Source organism: Meiothermus ruber DSM 1279, from assembly GCF_000024425.1.
GTDB classification, from domain to species: Bacteria; Deinococcota; Deinococci; order Deinococcales; family Thermaceae; genus Meiothermus; species Meiothermus ruber.
Window position 1 is genome coordinate 1,216,969 of record NC_013946.1, and the last position, 18,749, is coordinate 1,235,717.

The 18,749-nt window shown below is 63.2% G+C and carries 21 protein-coding genes; 13 read left to right on the forward strand and 8 right to left on the reverse strand.

What is annotated here, in order from left to right; translation table 11 throughout:
* Positions 1 to 2: 2 nt before the first annotated feature.
* Positions 3 to 1,121, reverse strand: a complete 1,119-nt coding sequence (ychF, locus tag MRUB_RS06115) for a redox-regulated ATPase YchF (RefSeq protein WP_013013486.1) — start codon at positions 1,119 to 1,121, stop codon at positions 3 to 5.
* Between the two features lie 161 nt (positions 1,122 to 1,282).
* Here ychF and MRUB_RS06120 point away from each other — a divergent pair, with 161 nt between their 5' ends.
* The gene (locus MRUB_RS06120) at positions 1,283 to 1,480 is read left to right on the forward strand and encodes an AbrB/MazE/SpoVT family DNA-binding domain-containing protein (protein ID WP_013013487.1); all 198 of its coding nucleotides are present in this window, start codon (positions 1,283 to 1,285) and stop codon (positions 1,478 to 1,480) included.
* A 71-nt stretch (positions 1,481 to 1,551) separates the two neighbouring features.
* Here the strand turns inward: MRUB_RS06120 and MRUB_RS06125 are convergent, their stop codons facing one another.
* Complete coding sequence (locus MRUB_RS06125; RefSeq protein WP_013013488.1) at positions 1,552 to 2,067, reverse strand: DJ-1/PfpI family protein; 516 nt, start codon at positions 2,065 to 2,067, stop codon at positions 1,552 to 1,554.
* Positions 2,068 to 2,098: 31 nt separating this feature from the next.
* A complete protein-coding gene (locus MRUB_RS06130) occupies positions 2,099 to 3,607 on the reverse strand; it encodes a S10 family peptidase (RefSeq protein ID WP_013013489.1) in 1,509 nt (502 codons plus the stop codon).
* 68 nt (positions 3,608 to 3,675) lie between these two features.
* On the opposite strand from MRUB_RS06130, the gene MRUB_RS06135 reads away from it, so the two are divergent.
* Together MRUB_RS06135 and MRUB_RS06140 are read left to right on the forward strand one after the other, a co-directional pair.
* The gene (locus tag MRUB_RS06135; RefSeq protein WP_015586522.1) at positions 3,676 to 4,392 is read left to right on the forward strand and encodes a hypothetical protein; all 717 of its coding nucleotides are present in this window, start codon (positions 3,676 to 3,678) and stop codon (positions 4,390 to 4,392) included.
* 57 nt (positions 4,393 to 4,449) lie between these two features.
* Positions 4,450 to 5,718: a S41 family peptidase gene (locus MRUB_RS06140; protein WP_013013491.1), complete on the forward strand. Its 1,269-nt coding sequence runs from the start codon at positions 4,450 to 4,452 to the stop codon at positions 5,716 to 5,718.
* A gap of 34 nt (positions 5,719 to 5,752) precedes the next feature.
* On the opposite strand, the gene MRUB_RS06145 is transcribed toward MRUB_RS06140, so the two are convergent.
* Positions 5,753 to 6,157 (reverse strand): acyl-CoA thioesterase, encoded by a 405-nt coding sequence (locus MRUB_RS06145; RefSeq protein WP_013013492.1) that lies wholly within the window; start codon positions 6,155 to 6,157, stop codon positions 5,753 to 5,755.
* A 38-nt stretch (positions 6,158 to 6,195) separates the two neighbouring features.
* On the opposite strand from MRUB_RS06145, the gene MRUB_RS06150 reads away from it, so the two are divergent.
* From MRUB_RS06150 to MRUB_RS06175, 6 genes are all read left to right on the forward strand, one after another.
* The gene (locus MRUB_RS06150; protein ID WP_013013493.1) at positions 6,196 to 7,959 is read left to right on the forward strand and encodes a M3 family oligoendopeptidase; all 1,764 of its coding nucleotides are present in this window, start codon (positions 6,196 to 6,198) and stop codon (positions 7,957 to 7,959) included.
* Positions 7,960 to 8,044: 85 nt separating this feature from the next.
* The gene (locus tag MRUB_RS06155; RefSeq protein WP_013013494.1) at positions 8,045 to 8,239 is read left to right on the forward strand and encodes a hypothetical protein; all 195 of its coding nucleotides are present in this window, start codon (positions 8,045 to 8,047) and stop codon (positions 8,237 to 8,239) included.
* A gap of 33 nt (positions 8,240 to 8,272) precedes the next feature.
* Positions 8,273 to 9,025 (forward strand): DUF4097 family beta strand repeat-containing protein, encoded by a 753-nt coding sequence (locus MRUB_RS06160; protein ID WP_013013495.1) that lies wholly within the window; start codon positions 8,273 to 8,275, stop codon positions 9,023 to 9,025.
* A gap of 21 nt (positions 9,026 to 9,046) precedes the next feature.
* On the forward strand, positions 9,047 to 9,478 hold the full coding sequence (locus MRUB_RS06165) for an SHOCT-like domain-containing protein (protein ID WP_013013496.1): 432 nt from the start codon (positions 9,047 to 9,049) through the stop codon (positions 9,476 to 9,478).
* 18 nt (positions 9,479 to 9,496) lie between these two features.
* Positions 9,497 to 9,832: a hypothetical protein gene (locus tag MRUB_RS06170; protein ID WP_013013497.1), complete on the forward strand. Its 336-nt coding sequence runs from the start codon at positions 9,497 to 9,499 to the stop codon at positions 9,830 to 9,832.
* A gap of 18 nt (positions 9,833 to 9,850) precedes the next feature.
* Positions 9,851 to 10,246, forward strand: a complete 396-nt coding sequence (locus MRUB_RS06175; RefSeq protein WP_013013498.1) for a DUF2089 domain-containing protein — start codon at positions 9,851 to 9,853, stop codon at positions 10,244 to 10,246.
* On the opposite strand, the gene MRUB_RS06180 is transcribed toward MRUB_RS06175, so the two are convergent.
* Positions 10,243 to 11,007 (reverse strand): enoyl-CoA hydratase/isomerase family protein, encoded by a 765-nt coding sequence (locus tag MRUB_RS06180; RefSeq protein WP_013013499.1) that lies wholly within the window; start codon positions 11,005 to 11,007, stop codon positions 10,243 to 10,245. The two genes, MRUB_RS06175 and MRUB_RS06180, sit on opposite strands and share 4 nt — an antisense overlap.
* Before the next feature lie 127 nt (positions 11,008 to 11,134).
* Between MRUB_RS06180 and infC the strand changes: the two genes are divergently transcribed.
* The 4 genes from infC (at position 11,135) to MRUB_RS06200 (ending at position 15,209) form a co-directional block, all read left to right on the forward strand.
* The gene (gene infC, locus MRUB_RS06185; protein ID WP_081439947.1) at positions 11,135 to 11,692 is read left to right on the forward strand and encodes a translation initiation factor IF-3; all 558 of its coding nucleotides are present in this window, start codon (positions 11,135 to 11,137) and stop codon (positions 11,690 to 11,692) included.
* A gap of 154 nt (positions 11,693 to 11,846) precedes the next feature.
* Entirely contained in the window at positions 11,847 to 13,967 is a 2,121-nt protein-coding gene (locus MRUB_RS06190) for an ATP-dependent helicase (protein WP_013013501.1), read from the forward strand.
* 56 nt (positions 13,968 to 14,023) lie between these two features.
* Positions 14,024 to 14,419, forward strand: coding sequence for a hypothetical protein (locus tag MRUB_RS06195; RefSeq protein ID WP_013013502.1), 396 nt, complete (start codon positions 14,024 to 14,026; stop codon positions 14,417 to 14,419).
* A gap of 37 nt (positions 14,420 to 14,456) precedes the next feature.
* Entirely contained in the window at positions 14,457 to 15,209 is a 753-nt protein-coding gene (locus MRUB_RS06200; RefSeq protein ID WP_013013503.1) for a hypothetical protein, read from the forward strand.
* Positions 15,210 to 15,592: 383 nt separating this feature from the next.
* On the opposite strand, the gene MRUB_RS06205 is transcribed toward MRUB_RS06200, so the two are convergent.
* Genes MRUB_RS06205 through MRUB_RS06215 form a run of 3 tightly spaced genes read right to left on the reverse strand, consistent with a single transcriptional unit; the run spans position 15,593 to position 18,742 of the window.
* Positions 15,593 to 16,312, reverse strand: coding sequence for a DUF58 domain-containing protein (locus MRUB_RS06205; RefSeq protein ID WP_013013504.1), 720 nt, complete (start codon positions 16,310 to 16,312; stop codon positions 15,593 to 15,595).
* A gap of 25 nt (positions 16,313 to 16,337) precedes the next feature.
* A complete protein-coding gene (locus MRUB_RS06210) occupies positions 16,338 to 17,537 on the reverse strand; it encodes a glycosyltransferase (protein ID WP_013013505.1) in 1,200 nt (399 codons plus the stop codon).
* Positions 17,538 to 17,563: 26 nt separating this feature from the next.
* Complete coding sequence (locus MRUB_RS06215) at positions 17,564 to 18,742, reverse strand: polysaccharide deacetylase family protein (RefSeq protein ID WP_013013506.1); 1,179 nt, start codon at positions 18,740 to 18,742, stop codon at positions 17,564 to 17,566.
* Between the last annotated feature and the right edge of the window lie 7 nt (positions 18,743 to 18,749).

The following is an 18,749-nucleotide window of genomic DNA, read 5'->3' on the forward strand; positions in this document are numbered from 1 at the left end:
AGTTATACGTTAAACAGAATCAGCACCACATCGCCGTCCTGTACCACGTAGTCCTTGCCCTCGGTGCGCACCCAGCCCTTTTCCTTGGCGCTGGCCCAGCTGCCGGCCTCCACCAGCCTGTGCCACTCGATAACCTCGGCCCGGATGAAGCCGCGCTCGAGGTCGGAGTGAATCTCGCCGGCGGCCTGGGGGGCCTTGGTGCCTTTGCGGATGGTCCAGGCCCGCACCTCCTTCTCGCCGGCGGTGAAGAAGGTTTGCAGGCCCAGGGTGTGGTAGGCGGTGCGCACCAGCCGGTTGAGCCCCGACTCCTCCAGGCCCAGAGCGCGCAGGTACTCCTGGGCTTCTTCCTCGGAGAGTTCGGCCAGCTCGGCCTCGATCTTGGCCGAGACCACCACCACCTCGGCCCCCTCCCGCGCGGCTACTGCGCGCACTTTTTGCACGTGGGGGTTCTGAGCGCCCTCCGGCAGGTCTTCCTCGGCCACGTTGCACACGTAAATTACCGGCTTATAGGTGAGCAGGCCCAGTTCGCGGGCTGCCCGGGCCAGCAGCTCGGGGTCGGCCCCGGTGTGGGTGCGGATGGGCTGGCCCTGGGAGAGGTGCGCCATAAGGGGCTCGAGCGTCTCCAGGAGGGCTTTGTCGTCCTTATCGCTCTTGGCGCTTTTGCGCAGCTTGTCCAGGCGCTTCTCGATGGTCTGGAGGTCGGCCAGGGCCAGCTCGGTGTTGATGGTCTCGAGGTCGTCCAGGGGGTCTACCTTACCCGCCACGTGCACCACGTTGGGGTCTTCGAAGCAGCGCACCACGTGGGCGATGGCCGCCACCTCGCGGATGTTAGCCAGGAACTGGTTGCCCAGCCCCTCGCCTTTGTGCGCGCCCTTAACCAACCCGGCGATGTCCACAAACTCCACGTGGGTGGGCACGATGGGCGGTACCCGCTCGCCCTTGATAAAGAGCTTTTGCAAAGCATTCAGGCGGGGGTCGGGCAGGGTAACCACCCCCACGTTCTTGTCAATGGTGGCAAAGGGGTAGTTGGCTGCCAGGGCGCCCGCTTTGGTAATGGCGTTAAACAGCGTGGATTTGCCCACATTGGGAAGACCGACGATTCCGACTCCGAGCGATGCCATGGGGTTCCTCTGGTCGTCAGGCCCTCCGGCCTGCACACAAGCGAATATTCTACCCCAGGGGAGGCCAAAGCCCCAAGCCCTCGAGGCCAGGACAGCGGTTTTGCGTTTTGTCCCCGCACCTGCGCCAGGAATGGTCGGCTTAGGGTGGTGTAAGGTTTGAAATGGTCAAGCGCCGGGTTAGTAGCAAAGGACAGATAACCCTACCCAAACAGATTCGCAAGCTTCTAGGCCCTGAACCTGGGGGAGAGGTGCCGGGGCGGTGGCAGAGCGTGCCCCTCGAGGCCCTCCGGGGTCGCCTTTTCCAGGCAATGGAGAAAGAACAGCAGGCTAGGGAGCGGGTGTGGGCCCAGGACGCGTAGAGCGCTTTATCCTGCGCCACCTCGCCAACGATTCTCCAGAACTTGCCGCAAAAGCCCTGGTGGGGTGCGTATCAGAGGCCAAGGTGGGCCCTGGCCTCCTCGGCAAAACCGGCCCAGTCCAACATGGCCCTAGCCAGGGCCAGGTAGCCCTGGGTGGTGCAGACCTTGCCCTGCCAGTGATGGGGTGCTTTGCTGCGTTCTAGAGCAGTTCCTGCCAGCGCCTCTGCGGTGATGGGGTGGGCGGCCACCTGGCCCGAAACATGGCCGGCCTCCCACAGCAGCAAAGCGCCGTTGGCCCCGGTGAACACCGCCCGCAGGCTGCTCCACACCTCGTTCAGCCAGTCCTGGTGCTCGAGGTCGCGCCCCAGCTTGCGCATATTGGGGCCGCCGGGTATCACCAGCACGTCCAGCTCGGGCCGTGCCACAAAGGTGTACTTGGGTGTCCAGACCGCACCGGCGCTGCCCTCGAGCGCGGTGCGGCCCCGCGCCACGGTAAACCGCTCCCAACCTAAAAGCCGGGCGGCCTCCATCGCCAGCGCCGCCTCGGCCTCCAGAAAACCTGGTGTGAGTAAGACGCCTAAACGCATGGGTTCATGCTAGGGAGCGCCTGTGGAGGGGTCAAGTTTTGGAGCGGGGCGCTTTGCGCTTGGGCAGGCTGGGGGTCGCTTTTTGGATGAAGCTCCGCAGGTCGGCGGCCTGCTGGGCCAGGGAAGGCAGGTGCACGTACATCATGTGGCCGGCGGGGTAGTAGTGCACCTGGATGTTTTTTTGCAGGTGGGGCTCCAAGCTCAGGTGGTTAAGGGTGTAATCGGTGGCGAAGTAAGGCGTAGCCAAATCATAGTAGCCGCTGCCCACGTACACCTGCAAAAAAGGGTTCATCGAGATAGCCTTGCGCAGGGTTTCGCCCACGTTCAGGTACTGGTTCTCGAACTCCTTGTAGCTCCAGTTGGTGTACAGGTTGGACAGAATCTCGTAGGGCAGGTCGCTGTGGAAGCCCAGCTCCTGCCGCACGTACTGGTTGAAGGTGGCGGTGTAGGGCCCCTGGATGGCGGCGTAGCTGGGGTCGTACTCAAAGGTGGCCCCGGCGGCGTCGCGGTCGGTGCCGGTGAAGCGGCTGTCCAGCCGCCCCACGGTTTTGCGCTCGGCGCGCAGGAGTTCTTTGGTGAAGCGCATGATCTCGAGGCGCAGGTTACAGGCCTGCACATACGCTTCCGAGAGGCCGGTGTAGCGCGCGAGTTTCTGGGCGATGCGCTTCTGCTCGCTGGTTGGTAGCTTGCTGCCCTGCATCAGGGCCAGGGTGTACTCGCCCAGGGCGAAGGCCTCCACTTCCTTAAGAAGGGCCTCGAGCGGCTTTTGTTGCAGGTCTCTGGGCAGTTTGCGGTGATACCAGGCGGTGGCGCTAAAGGTGGGCAGGAACAGGATGTGCGGCAGGTCGTTGCCGGGGTTGAAGCGGGCGGTGCTGAAATCCAGGATGCTGCTCACCAGCATGATGCCGTTCAGGTACATCCCGTGCCGCTCTTGCAGGTACCCCGACAGGCCCGCCGCCCGGGTGGTGCCGTAGCTCTCACCAATCAGGTACTTGGGGCTGGCCCAGCGCCCGTAGCGGTGGGTGTAGAGGCGGATGAACTCCCCGACGCTCTCGAGGTCGCGCTTGAAGCCGTGGTACTCCCTGGTTTTCTCACCCTCGAGCATGCGGCTGTAGCCGGTGCCCACCGGGTCAATGAACACCAGGTCGCTCACCTCGAGCAGGGTGTGTTCGTTGTCCACCAGCCGGTACGGGGGTGGTGTAAGCGCCCCGGCGTCGCCCATCTCCACCCGCTTGGGCCCCAGGAGCCCCAGGTGCAGCCAGACCGAGGACGAGCCCGGCCCCCCGTTGAACGAGAAGGTGATGGGGCGCTGGCTAGGGTCGGGGGTGTCGTCTTTGGTGTAGGCCACGAAAAAAACCGTGGCTTTGGGTTTGTGCCCTTCGGCGGTGCCCTCTTTTTCCGACTCCTCGCGCAGCACCACGGTTCCACAGGTCACGCTGTAGCGCAGCTCCTTGCCGGCGATTCGGACGCTGTGGTGGGTGATGGAGAGCTGGTCTTGAGGGGTGGGCTTCTGGTCAGGGATTTTGCTTTCTTCTGGCATGGGGATACTATATCCTGCCTTGTTCGGGGCTTATCCGTTACAAAGAATCCTGCGCTACCCTATGCCAGATGACCTCGAGCTGGAAGTACCTTGCAGGTTTTGTGTTGATGAGCACGCTGGCCCTGGCCCAGGTAGCCCCCGATGCAGCGCAGGTGCTGGAAAAGATGCGCCAGGCCCATGGGGGGCAGGCCCTGGCAAACTTGCGCACCTACCGAGAGGTTGCGACCCTGACTACTTTTTCCGGGCCACAAGCCGAACATATCTTAACAGTGGTTTCGTATGCAGATTTTTCCTCCCAAAGGCTACGGGTGGAGTACCGGGATGGCACTAACCTGATTCAGGTGCTACAGGTATCGCCCGCAGGAGGCCAGAGCTGGAGTGCTATATCGGGCCGCAAGGCCCTCGAGCCCACCCTCACCAAAGAACTGCGCAATGGGCTTTACCAGACCTGGTACGGCCTGCGCTTAGGCGGAAACGGGCGTGAAATGGCACGGCTTGAAGGCAGGCGCACGTTTGGCGATGTGACCGGGCAAGCGGTGGTGGTGCGTACCCAGGGCAGCCAAACCACCTACCTTTTCAATGCCCAACATCAGCTTGTTGCCGAGCGCTACCAGAACAGCCAGGGTCAGCTAACGGTGCTCTACTCCGACCTGCGCCTGGTTTCAGGCATACGCATTCCTTTCCGGGCCCGCTTGTATGCCGACGGCGATCTGTTCGCTGAGGTCACGGTGCAAGAGGCCCGGGTCAACCCAACACTGGGGCCTGAGACCTTCAAGCTACCTTGATGGGTCAAGATGTAACCCAAGCAACCCATTCCTGAGAATTTGGCGCAAAAATAAATCATGGACAGCCGGCGGCTTTGGGGGGTTGTATGGGTGTTGTGGGCGGGGCTTGCGCTGGCCAGCCCGGCGCAGGATCTGCTCGACGAGGTAAGCCGTTTGCTGGGCGATTACTACGGCGGGTTCTCCCAGGTCAGGCTGCAGGAACTCAAACAGAAGTACCAGGGGGAGCTCGAGAAGGTCTGTGCCCAGGAGGTGAGCTGCCCCAGCAACAAGGCCTATCCGATCCTTCAGGCCCTGGTGGCCGAGTACGGCGACCGGCACACCCGCTACTTCACCCCCGAAGACTACGCCGAGATTCAAAGGCGGCTGGCCGGAAGCAGCAGCAGCCGCCCCCAACTGGGGGTGCAGCTCCAGGTGGTGTCGGGGCTGGAAGGTCTCCTGGTGGTGGAAGTAAGCGCCCACACTCCCGCCGAGGAGGCTGGGTTGCGCCGGGGTGACCGCATTCTGGCCATCAACGGCGAGGCGCTGCCCCAGGCCGAAGGCGAGCGCATAGAATTTGTGCGCGAGCGGGTGGCCCTGGGCGCCCCTCTCAAACTGACCGTCCAGCGGGCCCAGCAGCGCCTGGAGCTCGAGGTGCTCCCCCGCATTATCTCCCTGCGGCAGTTGCCCACCCTCAGCCTCCGGCCCGATCGGGTGGCGGTCTTGCGCATCCCTTCCTTTAGCGGTTACCAGCAGGTAGGGCCGCGAATCCATGAGCTGGTGCGGCAGGCCCAGGCCGCAGGAGCCCAGGCCATGGTCATTGACCTGCGCAACAACGGCGGCGGGGTGCTGAGCGAGTGTCTGGTAGGGGCCGGGGCCTTTGTTAAGGAAACCTACCGCCGCTTACAGGATAACCTGCGGGCCAGCGAACAGGGTTTCAAGGAAGGCTACTACTACCTCCGGTTTGGGGGGCGGGAACGCCCGCAGTACGAGGTGCAGGCCGCCTACTGGACGGGCCCGGTGGTGGTGCTGGTGAACGAGCGCACCGCCTCGTGCGCCGAGTACTTCACCTTCGACCTGCAAGAGGGCCGTCAGGCCCCGGTCATCGGCCAGCCGACCGCTGGTGTGGGCAACACCGCCACGGTCTTCCTGCGCCTGAGCGATGGCTCGGGTCTGCAGATCACCACCTCGAGGGCCCAGCGCAAAGACGGCAGCTTCTACCCCGAGCGGGTAACCCCCACCCTAAACCTTTCCGACGACTGGTACGCCCTGGCCGAAGGGCGCGATCTGCTGCTGGAGAAAGCCGTCGAACTCTTGATGAGTGCGGATATTGGCTTGGAGCGGGAGTAGGGACGGCCAGGTTTGAAGAGGCCAGGCCCGGTCTTTACAAACCCTCTACCGGCTCGCTCTCCATAGCCCGGATGGCCTCGCGCAGCCAGTCGGGAATGCGGGCGGGCTTGCCGTTCTCCAGCCAGACCACCACCACCTTGATGCGGGCGGCCAGCTCCCCGCTGGCCCAGGTCTCGCTCAGGGTGCGGAAGCTCGAGTTGCCCACCTTCTCCACCCGGATGGCAATTTCCACCGGCTCGGCAAACAGGATGGGGCGGATGTAATCCACCTCGGCCCGGGCCATCACAAAGTTGCCGCTGTCTATGGCCGCCCCCGCCCGGCGCAGGTAGTGGCCCCGGGCCACCTCGTCGTAGGTCAGATACACCGCGTTGTTGACGTGTTTGAGGGTGTCTAGGTCGCTAAAGCGTACTTCGATGGGAACGCGCACCGGAAACCGCATACCCCTGGATTCTATCCCGAGCGCCTATACTTGAGCCTATGAGCCAAGCCATCACCGAACTTCCAACCTGGGATCTGGACGCCTTGTTTCCGGGCTTCGAATCTGAAAAGTTCAGGTCTACCTGGAACCAGGTGGCCGGCCAGTTGCAGGATTTACAGGAGTTCATCGAAAGGCACCGCATAGGCCGGGACGATGCCGCCACCGACCGCGCCACCTTCGAGGCCCTGCTGGACAAGCTGAACACCTTCGGCGATACCCTGGGGCCTCTCTTTGCCTATGTGCTGATGCGGGTGGACACCGATAGCGCCGACGCGGAGGCCCAGGCCAAGCTTTCCGAGCTCGAGCTTCTCCATCTAGAGTTCCAGAAACTGCGCCCCCGCCTGCAACGCTGGCTGGCTGGCCTCGAGGCCGAAGCGGTGGGCGCCGGCGATTACCGGATTCTCATCGAGGAAGCCAAAGTGCTGGCCCAGCACCTGATGTCGGAAGCAGAAGAGGTGCTGGCCGCCGAGCTTTCGCTCTCGGGGGGGCGGGCCTGGGTCAAGCTGCACGGCAACCTGACCAGCCAGATTACGGCGGTGTTGAATGGCGAGGAGCAGCCCATCACGGCGGTGCGCAACCTGGCCATGCACCCCGACGAGGCGGTGCGCAAAGCCGCCTACGAAGCCGAGCTAAAGGCCTGGAAAGCCAACGAAGTGGCCCTGGCAGCAGCCCTGAACGGCTACAAGGGCGAGGTCTCAACCCTCAACCGCAAGCGCGGCTGGGAAGACGACCTGGCCCCGGCCCTGTTTGAAAACCGCATTGGCCGCAAGACCCTCGAGGCCCTGCAACAGGCCATGGTGGAGAGCCTGCCCCACTGGCGGCGTTACTTTGCGGCCAAAGCCAGGGCCCTGGGCAAGGAGCGGCTGGACTGGTGGGATCTGTTCGCCCCCATCGTGCGGCCCGGCCAGACCCCCAAAAAGTGGAGCTGGGAAGAGGGCCGGCGCTTTATTGTGGAGCACCTGTCGGGCTTCTCGCAGGCCGCTGCCGATCTGGCCGAGCGGGCCTATGCCGAAGGCTGGATGGACGCTCCGCCCCGCAAGGGCAAGGTGGGCGGGGCCTACTGCACCCCGGTGGGGCAGGGGGCCTCACGCATCCTGCTCAACCACGAGAATAGCTTTGAGTCTATTTCCACCCTGGCCCACGAGCTGGGCCACGCCTACCACAACTACTGCTTGCGCGAGGTGCCCTATCTGTTGCGCCAGGAGCCCATGACCCTGGCCGAGACGGCCTCCATCATGAACGAGACCGTAATCGGGGAGGCCGCGCTTAGGGTGCTGCCGCCCGCCGACCAACTAGGGGTGCTCGAGGGCGGTTTGCAAAGTGCGGCCCAGGTGATCGTGGACATTCACTCGCGCTTCCTGTTCGAACAGGCGGTGTTTGCCCGGCGGCGGGCGCGGGAGCTATCGGCCGAGGAGTTTTGTGGCTTGATGCTCGAGGCCCAGCAGGCCACCTATGGCGAGGCCCTGGCTACCTACCATCCCTACATGTGGGCGGTAAAGGGCCACTACTACGGCTCCAACTTCTATAACTTTCCCTATGCCTTTGGGCTTTTGTTTGGGCTGGCCCTCTACCAGCGCTACCGGCAGGAAGGCCCGGGGTTTGTGGCCCGCTACGAGGAGCTGCTGGCCTCGGTGGGCAGGTACCCCGCCGAGCAACTGGCGGCCCGCTTTGGCTTCGATCTGGAGTCGGTGGCCTTTTGGCGGGAGGGGATGGCCGTGCTGCTGGCCCGCATCGAGCGTTTCGAGGCGTTGCTAAACCAATGATGGAAAACAAAATATAGCAAAATGTAAAACTTATATTGACAAAATATAAAACCTTGGTTTATATTTAGAACCAAGGAGGGCGGTTATGTTTGGAAGCTTCAATCCAGATGAACTCGCAGTGGTCATCGCCGACAAAATCAAGGGCTATCACCGGGAGGCCGAACTGGAGGGACAGTTGCCCAAACACGCCCTTCGCCGCCGCATGGCCCGGCTGCTGCGGGCCTGGGCCGAGGCCCTCGAGCCTGCCCAGGGTTCAAAAGGCCGCCTGCGTGAAGCCTGAATCAAGCCGCAAAACTTTCCCGTGGAGGTTCCCATGACCGAGCAAGCCCGCATCCAGGCCCTGCTAGAAGCAGGCAAAATTACCCAACAAGAAGCCGATCTGCTGCTTTCGGCCCTCGAGGAGGGCGAGGCGGCGGCCCAGCAAGCCCAGGCGGTGATAGGCGAGCAGTATGCCTCCTCAGGGGCCGCAGGCTGGCAGCCCGAGGGCCTGCGCTGGGTGCGGCTCAAGCTCACCGCCGGCCAGCTCGAGGCCCGGCTCGACCCAGCCATCGAGCTGCCGGTGCTGGAGGGCCCGGCTGAGGTGCGAAGGGTGGGGGCTGACCTTGAGATTGTGCCCGAGACGATGAACGCGGGCTTTCTGAACGGCCTGCTGGGCCGCATGGGCAGGCTCGAGCTGCGCCTTCCGCCGGGCTGGGGCCTGGAGGTGGAAGGTAAGGCGGCCCAGGTGGAGGCCCGGGGGATCGATTTTCTAAAGGGCCGGGTGGCTGTGGGCAACGTCGAACTGGAGGCGGTAAAGGGCCTCGACCTCGAGGTCACCGCCGGCAACATCGAGGGTTCCTTGCTGCTGCAGGAAGGTACGCACCAGCTGCGGGTCTCGATGGGCAACGCCGAGCTAAACCTACTACCCGGCAGCAGCGTGCGGCTTTCGGCCAGCGTGAGCCTGGGGAACCAGGAGATCAGGGGCCTCGAGCGCAACCCCAATGGGGGTGATCGGCAGATCGGCGAGGGCCGGGCCCGCCTCGAGGTCTCGGTGCGTATGGGCAATCTGGAGATAAAGGCAAGGTAAGCCCCTGGAGAGGAGCCGCATATGCAAGACAAGAAACGCATAATGGACATGGTCAAGGAAGGCAGAATTACCGCCGAGGAGGCCATTCGCCTGCTGGAAGCGATGGACTCGAGCGCGTCCAAAACCGCGTCCTCGGGCTACGCTGCGGTGGTGGCCCCCCCACCCCCCAAAGGCCTCGCCAAGATGATCCGTATCGTGGTGGACGGCGAAGACGTCAAGGTTAAGGTCAACATTCCGGCGGCCCTTGCCAAGTTTGCCGCCAACTTCATCCCCCCCGAGGCCAAGCAGCAGCTAAGCGCCCAGGGCATTGATATTGCCGGCATCCTGGACATGCTCAAAGGTGAGCTGCCCGAAGGGCGCTTGCTGGATGTGGAAATCAGCGATGTGGGCAAGGTGGGCGACGGAGAAGTCAGGATGACCGGCCCCATGCGGGTCTTGATTGAGGTGGTCTGAAGCACCAAGAGGCATACAATGACCGCAGTGTCTAAGGTAACCATTTCACCCGACTGGCGCTCGAGGTTGCACCTCATCCGCCCGCGGTTTGTGTATCTATGGGTGCGGCTGTGGGCGCTTCCCATCCCCATTGTCCTGTTCGCGCCGCTGGTGATGCTCGAGTTTTTCCTGATGCTAGGCACCCGTATCCTGCGCAAAGCCAAAGCCCCAGACCCCCAGATCGTGGCCTTGCGCGGCCAGATCTGGGAACTGCGCAGGATGCCGCCCTTTGTTCTGCTGGAGGCGGAGGTGCGACCCAGGGCCTTTGATGCCAGAGCCCCTCAGCAGGTCTATGTCAAGATGGGCCTTTGGTAAATCCCACCTGGAGTCCTCATGAGACCTTTCCCCATGCCTACCCAGTGCCCGGTAGAAGGCTGCCACGGGCACCTGCACGTGACCGGGCTGGTCTGCCCGGTGTGTCGCACCGAGATTCGGGGCGAGTTCCAGCCCAACGAGTTTGCCCTGCTGCCGCCCGAGCACCTCGAGTTTTTGCGCCTGTACATCAAGGTGCGGGGCAACCTCAAGGAAGTGGAACGCATTCTGGGGCTTTCCTACCCCACTATCCGGGCCCGCTTCGAGGCCCTGCTCAGGGTGCTGGGCTACGAGTACCAGGAAGTACCCGAGGGCCCCAGCCCCCAGGAGAAGGAGGCCATCCTTGATGCTCTGGAAAAAGGCCAGATCAGCGCCGCCGAGGCGGCTGAGCAGTTAAGGGCTCTAAAAAGGCGCTAAAAACGGGGTGGGCGCTTCTCGAAGAAAGCGGCGATGCCCTCGGCCAGGTCGCCGGTCTCGCGCACCCAGGCGTTGGCGATGGCGGCCAGTCGGAAGCCGTCCTCGAGGCCCATGCCGGGCAGGGCGTGGAGCAGCTCTTTGGTCAGCTTGAGCGAGGTCGGGGCGTTGGCGCTCACTTCCTGCGCCAGGGCCAGGGCTTCGTCCAGCACCTGCTCGGGCGGCACCACCCGGTTGACCAGGCCCATCCGGTAGGCTTCCTGGGCTGGGATGAGCTTACCGGTTAGGAGCAGCTCCTTGGCGTGCTTCTCCCCCACGTTGCGCACCAGGATCACCCCCACCAGCGCGGCCACAAAACCGATCTTCACCTCGGTGTAGCCCAACTGGGCCTGCTCGCTCATGATGGCGAGGTCGCAGGCCGTGGCCAGCCCGGCCCCGCCGGCCACTGCCGGGCCGTTGATGGCGGCGATGGTGGGTTTGGGGAAGGTGTAGACCCGGTGAAACAGGCGCATCAGCTCGAGGGAGTGGGCGTAGTTGGCCTCGGCCCCCGCGGTGGTTACGTTTTTGAGGAACTCCAGATCGGCCCCGGCGCTAAAGGCCGGGCCCGCGCCGCTGAGCACCACGGCCCGGATGGCTGGGTCCTGCGCGGCGGCCTCGAGGGCGGCCAGCAGCTCTTGCACCAGGGCAGGGGAGAGCGGGTTGCGCCGCTGGGGGTCGTTGAGGGTGAGGAGCCGGATATTTTGATGGTCGGCTGCGATGATCATGGTGCCCTTATGCTATCGCTTGTACGGGCTTGTCTTGTAAAGCGTTGCCGCTTGACCTGCTTTTTGTGTACACTCGAGGCAGTAGGCAACTCAGCTTAGTCGGTTTGTTGCTTGCGGAGGTGAAGTTATAACCAGAGACGTTCCAGTAAATGAGCGGATTCGGGTGCGTCAGGTTCGCCTGATTGACGAAAACGGCACGCAGGTGGGGGTGGTGGACACCCGCGATGCCCTGCGCATGGCTAAAGAGCGCGAGTACGATTTGGTCTTGGTCTCGCCCAACTCGGTTCCACCGGTGGCGCGGCTGCTCGACTACGGCAAGTGGCGCTACGAGCAGCAGCAGGCCGAGAAGGAAGCTCGCAAAAAGGCCAAGCGCACCGAGCTCAAGAGCATGAAGCTGCGCCCCAAAATTGAAACCCACGACTACAACACCAAACTCAGCCACATTCGACGCTTCCTCGAGGAGGGGCACAAGGTGAAGGTGACCATCATGTTCCGTGGGCGTGAGATGGCCCACCAGGAACTGGGCTACAAGCTCCTCGAGCGCGTCGCTAAAGACCTGGAAGGCGTGGGTTTTGTGGAGATGCGCCCGGAGATGCTGGGGCGGGATATGAACATGGTCATGGCCCCTGGTTCCAAACCGTCGGCTCCGGTGGCGCCTTCCGGCTCGTCTACCAATTCTGCATAGGAACCCTGCGGGCCTGACCGGGCCCTGCAGCGCTTGGTGTACCCTGCTTGGGGCTGTGCCCTGGGTGGGGTGCGCTGCTTGATGCCTCGAGGGCGCACTGGATGAGGGGTTGGAACCCCTCGAGGCGGGCGAGGTGATAGACTTCTAAAGCCTTATGTCCGACCTCCTTTCCTCCCTCAACCCCTCCCAACAGGAGGCCGTTTTGCACTTTGAAGGCCCGGCCCTGGTGGTGGCGGGGGCCGGTTCTGGCAAGACCCGCACGGTGGTACACCGCATCGCCTACCTGTTGCGTGAGCGCCGCGTATACCCGGCTGAGATATTGGCCGTAACCTTCACTAACAAAGCAGCTGGCGAGATGAAGGAGCGGCTGGAGAAGATGGTGGGGCGCCCCGCCCGGGATCTCTGGGTCTCCACCTTTCACGCGGCAGCGGTGCGAATTTTGCGCACCTACGGTGAGTACGTGGGGCTTAGGCCGGGCTTTGTGATTTACGATGAAGACGATCAAAACACCCTGTTGAAGGAGGTTTTGAAAGAGCTCGAGCTCGAGGCCAAGCCAGGCCCCTTCCGGGCTATGATCGACCGCATCAAGAACCGGGGGGCCGGCCTGGCGGAGTATATGCGCGAGGCCCCCGACTTTATCGGCGGCGTGCCCAAGGATGCGGCCGCCGAGGTTTACCGCAAGTACCAGAGTGGGCTGCGAATGCAAGGAGCCCTGGACTTCAACGACCTGCTGCTGCTAACCATCGAGCTGTTTGAACAGCACCCCGAGGTTTTGCACAAGGTGCAGCAGCGGGCCCGTTTTATTCATGTGGATGAGTACCAGGACACCAATCCGGTGCAGTACAAACTCACCCGCCTGCTGGCTGGTGAACGACCCAACCTGATGGTGGTAGGCGACCCCGACCAGAGCATTTATGGTTTCCGAAGCGCCGATATCAACAACATCCTCGACTTCACCAAAGACTATCCAGGAGCCAGGGTGATTCGCCTGGAGGAAAACTACCGCTCGAGCAGCAGTATTCTCCGGGTGGCCAACGCGGTCATCGAGAAAAACGCCCTGCGCCTGGAAAAAGTGCTGCGCCCGACCAGGCCGGGGGGTGAGCCGGTGCGCCTGTACCGCGCCCCCAACGCCCGCGAAGAGGCCGCTTTTGTGGCCCGGGAAATTGTGAAGCTGGGGAATTTTCAGCAAATTGCGGTGCTTTACCGAACCAATGCCCAGTCCCGCCTGCTGGAAGAGCACCTGCGGCGGGCCAACGTTCCGGTGCGGCTGGTGGGGGCGGTGGGGTTTTTTGAGCGGCGGGAGATCAAAGACCTGCTGGCCTACGGGCGCGTGGCGGTGAACCCGGCCGACTCGATCAACCTGCGCCGCATCGTCAATACGCCACCCCGCGGCATTGGGGCGACCACGGTATCCAGGCTGGTTGAACACGCCCAGAAGACCGGCACCACGGTTTTTGAGGCTTTTCGTGTGGCCGAGCAGGTGATTAGCCGTCCCCAGCAGGTACAGGCCTTTGTGCGCCTGCTGGACGAACTGATAGAGGCTGCTTTTGAGTCTGGCCCTACGGCTTTTTTCCAGCGGGTGCTGGAACAGACGGGCTTTCGCGAGGCCCTGAAGCAGGAGCCGGACGGTGAAGACCGCCTGCAAAACGTGGAAGAGCTTTTACGGGCCGCGCAAGACTGGGAAGAAGAGGAGGGTGGTAGTCTTTCGGACTTCCTCGACTCGGTGGCCCTTACCGCCAAGGCCGAGGAGCCCCAGGGCGATGCCCCGGCAGAAGCCGTTACCCTCATGACCTTGCACAACGCCAAGGGCCTCGAGTTTCCCACGGTATTTTTGGTGGGCCTGGAAGAAAACCTGCTGCCCCACCGCAACAGCCTGCATCGGCTGGAAGACCTGGAGGAAGAAAGGCGCCTGTTTTACGTGGGTATCACCCGGGCCCAGGAACGGCTTTACCTGTCTTATGCCGAAGAACGGGAGACCTACGGCAAGCGCGAGTATACCCGCCCAAGCCGCTTTCTGGAGGATATCCCCCAAGACCTGCTCAAGGAGGTGGGGGCCTTTGGCGATAGCGAGGTGCGGGTGCTCCCACAGGCCCGCCCCGAACCCAAGCCCAGAACCCAGCTAGCCGAGTTTAAGGGTGGAGAAAAAGTCAGACACCCCAAGTTTGGCAGCGGGACGGTGGTGGCCGCAATGGGTGGAGAGGTTACGGTGATGTTTCCTGGGGTGGGTTTGAAGCGGCTGGCGGTCAAGTTTGCCGGCCTCGAGCGGCTCGAGTGATTAAGCTGGTTAGGGCTTCCTTGCACAGGTGGCATCTGGCGGAGTAGGGTAGGGGCATGGTCAGCTTGATTCGCCGCCTTGGGGTGGTGCTGGTCCTGGTGTCGGGCCTGGCGCTGGCTGGGGGGGCCGACCTTGGCTTTTCTGTGCGCAACGGCCCAAACGGCAATTTCATGGGGCATCTGGGGCTTTACCTGAGCGGCGAAGCGGTCTATGTGCTGCCGGTTTCTTTGTTGGTGCGGCCTTATCTGGCCGGCGGATTGGCGCTGGGCATTACCGGCTACACCGCGCAAAACGAGCTGCGGCTGCGCCTGGGGGAGCGCTTCTATGCCATATTCTCTGCGGGGGTGCAGTTTCCCGATCGGGGCTACCGTCCCTACCTCGAGGTCAGCCAGATTGTGGGCTCGGAGAGCTTTCAGCGCTTTACGGTGGGCTTCATTGTGCAAGACTTTTGAGGCTGGATGGGCTGGGGGCGTTGTAGATTAGGGGGCGATGCGCGCCCAAGACTACACCGCAACCCGCCCGCTGGTGGTTTTTCATCCGGGTCACAGCCGTTGGTTTGAGCCGCTTCTGGCGGCTTCGCTGCACCACAATCTGCCCTTGTTTGTTTATCCCAGCCAGCCCGGAACCCACCTCGAGGCCGCCCTGGCCGGCCTGCTGCCCTTAGGCTTCCGGGGTGCGGTGCTGGAAGACCCCGGCCTGCAGGCCCTGGCCCTGGATGTGGTGCGGCACCTCGAGCCCGAGGCCATCCAGGCCCGGCGGGTTGACCTGGTGCTGCCCGAGATGACCGGGGTGCGTGGGTTCTACCTCGAGCCCATCGCACTGGCCAACCTGATCCGCCGTTATGCTTTTGGCGACAGAGCCCTCTGGCTGGGCCCGGCGCGCGCGGAGCTGGCCCAGGGGTTGCGCGGCCTGACCAAAGTCTCGGTGCTTAGCCGAAGCTTCCCAGAAGGTGAAAGTTTTCTGGAGCGGCTGCCGCCTCCACAACGCGGGGTGGTGGCGGTGGCCGAGGTTCAGGCTGCGGTGGTGGCCCGTCAGGCCGACCTAATTGTGTACGCGGGTGGCAGCCTGCCCCTATCCCTGCTTCAGCCTTACCACAGCGTGATTGCCCTCAAACCCCTACCTACCGAGGCCCTGCGCCTGGTTGGGGAGTATGTGCCCCCGGACGAGTTCCAAAAGTTCCATTTAGCGGCCCTGCTGGAGGCTCTGGGCTATGCCCTGCCGCCTGAAGCCTTTTCGGTATAGCTTGGTTAGGGCTCTAGGAGTTAAATCCAAACCGGCGACGACTCCCCGTTCTAAAGAACGGGGTCTCGGTTCTCACGGGACGGCCCACGCCGTACCCATCCCCGAAGGCTCCGTCCGAGCCCATAGAAAACCTTGGCTCCGTATCGGCAGGCGAGCGGTGTGCTTCCCGCCCCGCCTTGGCGGGGCGGATGCCACGGGTGTTCGTTTGGAGTTTTACCCATCGGACTACCCGATGGAACCCCCTACTCCAGGTTTCAAGGGGCACGGGAAACGATGTTCCCAAGGAGATCATACCGCCCATTTGCCGCCCACTATGCTATGTGCTCCTCCGGAGCACGTGGGGAGTCCATGGGGGATTATAGCCCTCCACACCCCCCTCTTCTCTAACGCTCTTCCAAAACGCCCTGGCGTAGCAGGGCCGGCACAATGGGTTCCCCTACGCGCAACAGCGCATAGCTGCCCAGGCGGCGGGCGGTGGTTTTCAGGCGCAGCAGGTGCTGGGCCAGGGCTTCTCGATAGGCCTGTACCTCCGCCGGCCCTACCTCCAACCGCTGCCCTACTTCCACATCTTGCAGCAAAGCCTCGGCAAAGCCAGGCGACGCCTCCTCGGGGGCCAGAACCTGCACCAGCACCACCCGCTGGAGTTTCTGCAGCAGGCGCGACCAGTCCAGCTCATCCAGGCCGTCGGTTATCAGTACCGTGACCCCTTTAGGCCGGGGCAGCGTCAGCAGGGCCGAAGGCCCCGACTCGACCCAGCTCAGCCGGCCCTGGTAGCGCCCCCCACCCCACAAAAAAGCACCTTCTGGCCGGGCTAGCTCCAACAGGATGCGCGCTGCCCGTTCGGCATAGGCTTGTTTGCCGTGTAGCAGCATGCTTTTGGAGCCATCCAGAAAGAATGTAAACCGGGCGGGGGCTTCGGCCTGGAAGATGCGGGTATACAACCGCCCGGTGCGGGCAAAGGCGCGCCAGTCTATAAAGCGGGGTTCGTCGCCCTGGGTGTAGCCGCGCAGCTCGTAGAACTCGAGGCCCCGTCCCGGTACGGCCTGGGTTCGCTCACCGGCGAAGGGCTGGGTGGGGCGGGTGCGGATGCGATAACGGGTCACGGCCTCGAGTAGATGAGCTTTAGCACTAGCGGGGGCTGCTCAGGCTGCTCTGGGGTAGGCGGGGGAAGGGGATTTTGAGGCGGCGCGGCTCGATCTCCACCAGGCGGGTGGCCTCGTCGTAGATGGCTACGATCTGCTCGGCGACGCGCCGGGCGGTGCGCTGGTCGGCAAACTTACGGGCTCCTTCGCTGAAACGCTGGCGCAGTGGTTCGTTCTGGAGAAGCTCGAGGGCCCGCTCGGCCATGGCCCGATAGTCGCCAGGCTGCACCAGGTAGCCGCTGCTGCCTACCTCGACCCCCTGCAGAGTGCCTTCGGCGCCCACCGCCACCACCGGCACGCCCACCGCCTGGGCCTCCCAGAGCACCAGGCCCTGGGTTTCGGTCTCACTGGCGAACAAGAACAGCTCGGCCATGCGGTAATATCCGCCGATTTTCTCGTAGGGCACCGGCCCCACAAAGGTGAGATGCTCGGATAATCCCAGCCTGTGGGCCAGCTTCTCCAGCTCATCCTGTTCGGGCCCCATACCCACCAGGGCCAGGTGGGCATCCAATTCCTTGCGAATTTCGGCCAGGGCGCGAATTACCACATCCACACTTTTTTCCTTCCCCAGGCGGCCCACATGCAACAGGCGTCGCTTGCCGCTGGGCCAGGGTGAGACCGGGTCGGGGGCCGACTCCAGAATATCGGTATCGATGCCAGTGGGAATTACTCTAATCTCGCGCTCTATGGCGTAGCTTTCGGCCAGTTGCTTGACCGGGTTGGTTGGGGCGATGACCACATCGGCCCGGTTGTAGAAAGCCTGGCAGACTTTCTGCATGATGCCCACATACTTGTCGAGGGTGGCGACACCGGGGATGTAATGGGCGTACTTTTCTAGATGGGTGTGGAAGGTAGAGACGTGGGGCAGGCGGTGGCGGTAGGCCAGCCGCGCGCCCCAGATGCCGATAAACAGGGGTGTGTGGGTGTGGAAAATCTCGAACTCGGTGGGCAGCAGGCGGCTGCTGGGCATGGCCAGCCGCTGGTTTTCAAAAAAGGGGTAGGGCACACTGGGCACCCGTACCACCCAGTCTTCACGGGGGTCGGCGTCCGGCATCTCGGGGGCCAGCACCCAGGCCTCGTGGCCCATACGGCGCAGCTCGCGCTTGAGCAGGTAAACGCTGGTAGCCACCCCGTTGGGCCCAGGCAGGTAGGTGTCGGTGAACAGGCCGATGCGGTATAGACGCACGGGTATTATGTTAGCACAGCCAGCAATTACCGCTCTTGCAGCGGTTCAGAAGAGACCTTGGGAGAAGATTTAAGCCACCGGGCTAGAAATTCCTCCCGGGGGCTGTACCCCAGCAGGGCTGCGGGTAACGAGCGCTTGGGCAGCTCTCCTCGATAAAGCCACAAAAACCATGCGCTGGCTGTGCCACTAATCAGCCGTTGCAGGAAGGTGACGGGGGCCAGGTGAAACCCAAACACCCGCAACCCCGCCGCCGCCTGGGAGATGCCCCAGACGCCTCTTATCTCCGGCCTAGACTGCACATACTCGGCCAGCAGCGTGAAGCCCTTGCGGCCTTCGCGCAGTAGCTGGACCTGGGTCATGGCGGGGGTGCGTACCGAGTCGAGGTGCACCTCGAGGCTGGGGTCGCCCTTTTGCAACCCGGGCTGGCTGGGGCCAGGAAAGGCGCAGGGGCTTACCGCTAGATAATCGAAAGGGCCCAGCCCCAGCCGCTCTACTTTGTTCTTGATAAAGTAGCGCTCGTGCCCGCCCTGGCTGGCCCGCATGAGCCCCTCGCGCCAGGTGAGCGGTTGGGCCTCGAGCTCGTCAAGCCGTACCGGCTGATAGCCGAGTTCTTTTAGCCTGGGCAGAATTTCATCCAGGATTGCCAGGGTTTGTGGAAAACGGTCATTGTCGTGCAACAAAACAATGGAACCGGGCTTGCACCATACCAGAATGCGCTGGGCCAGGGCCTGGGGGTCTTGCTTTGTCCAGTCCTTCGACTCCACGTCCCACAGGGCTATCTGTTTGCCCGCGGCCTTAGCCAGCCAGCGGGTAAAAGGGGTATGAATGCCGTGGGGCGGTCGGTAGAAGCGACCGGGTATGGCCCGAATCTGGCGGGCCTCCTGCCAGGGCCACAGCAGGAAGGCCGGGCGGTGCACCTGGCCGTGGGACTCAATTTGATGCCCTTCGGCCCGGATTTTTTCCAGGAGCTCGGGGTATTTTTCTGCTTGGTTGCCCAGTACGAAAAAGGTTGCCTTTACCCCGTGTTGTCGCAGGCGCTCGAGGATGGCCTCGGTGTGGGCGCTGGGCCCATCGTCGAAGGTGAGGGCAATTTGCGGGCTGCTTCGGCGGCCCCAGGCAATTGAACCCACGCCCATCCAGCGGTAGACCAGGTCGGCCCCCAGATAAAGGGCCAGCAGGAGCAAGAGCAGGACGACAACTTCCACAACGGCC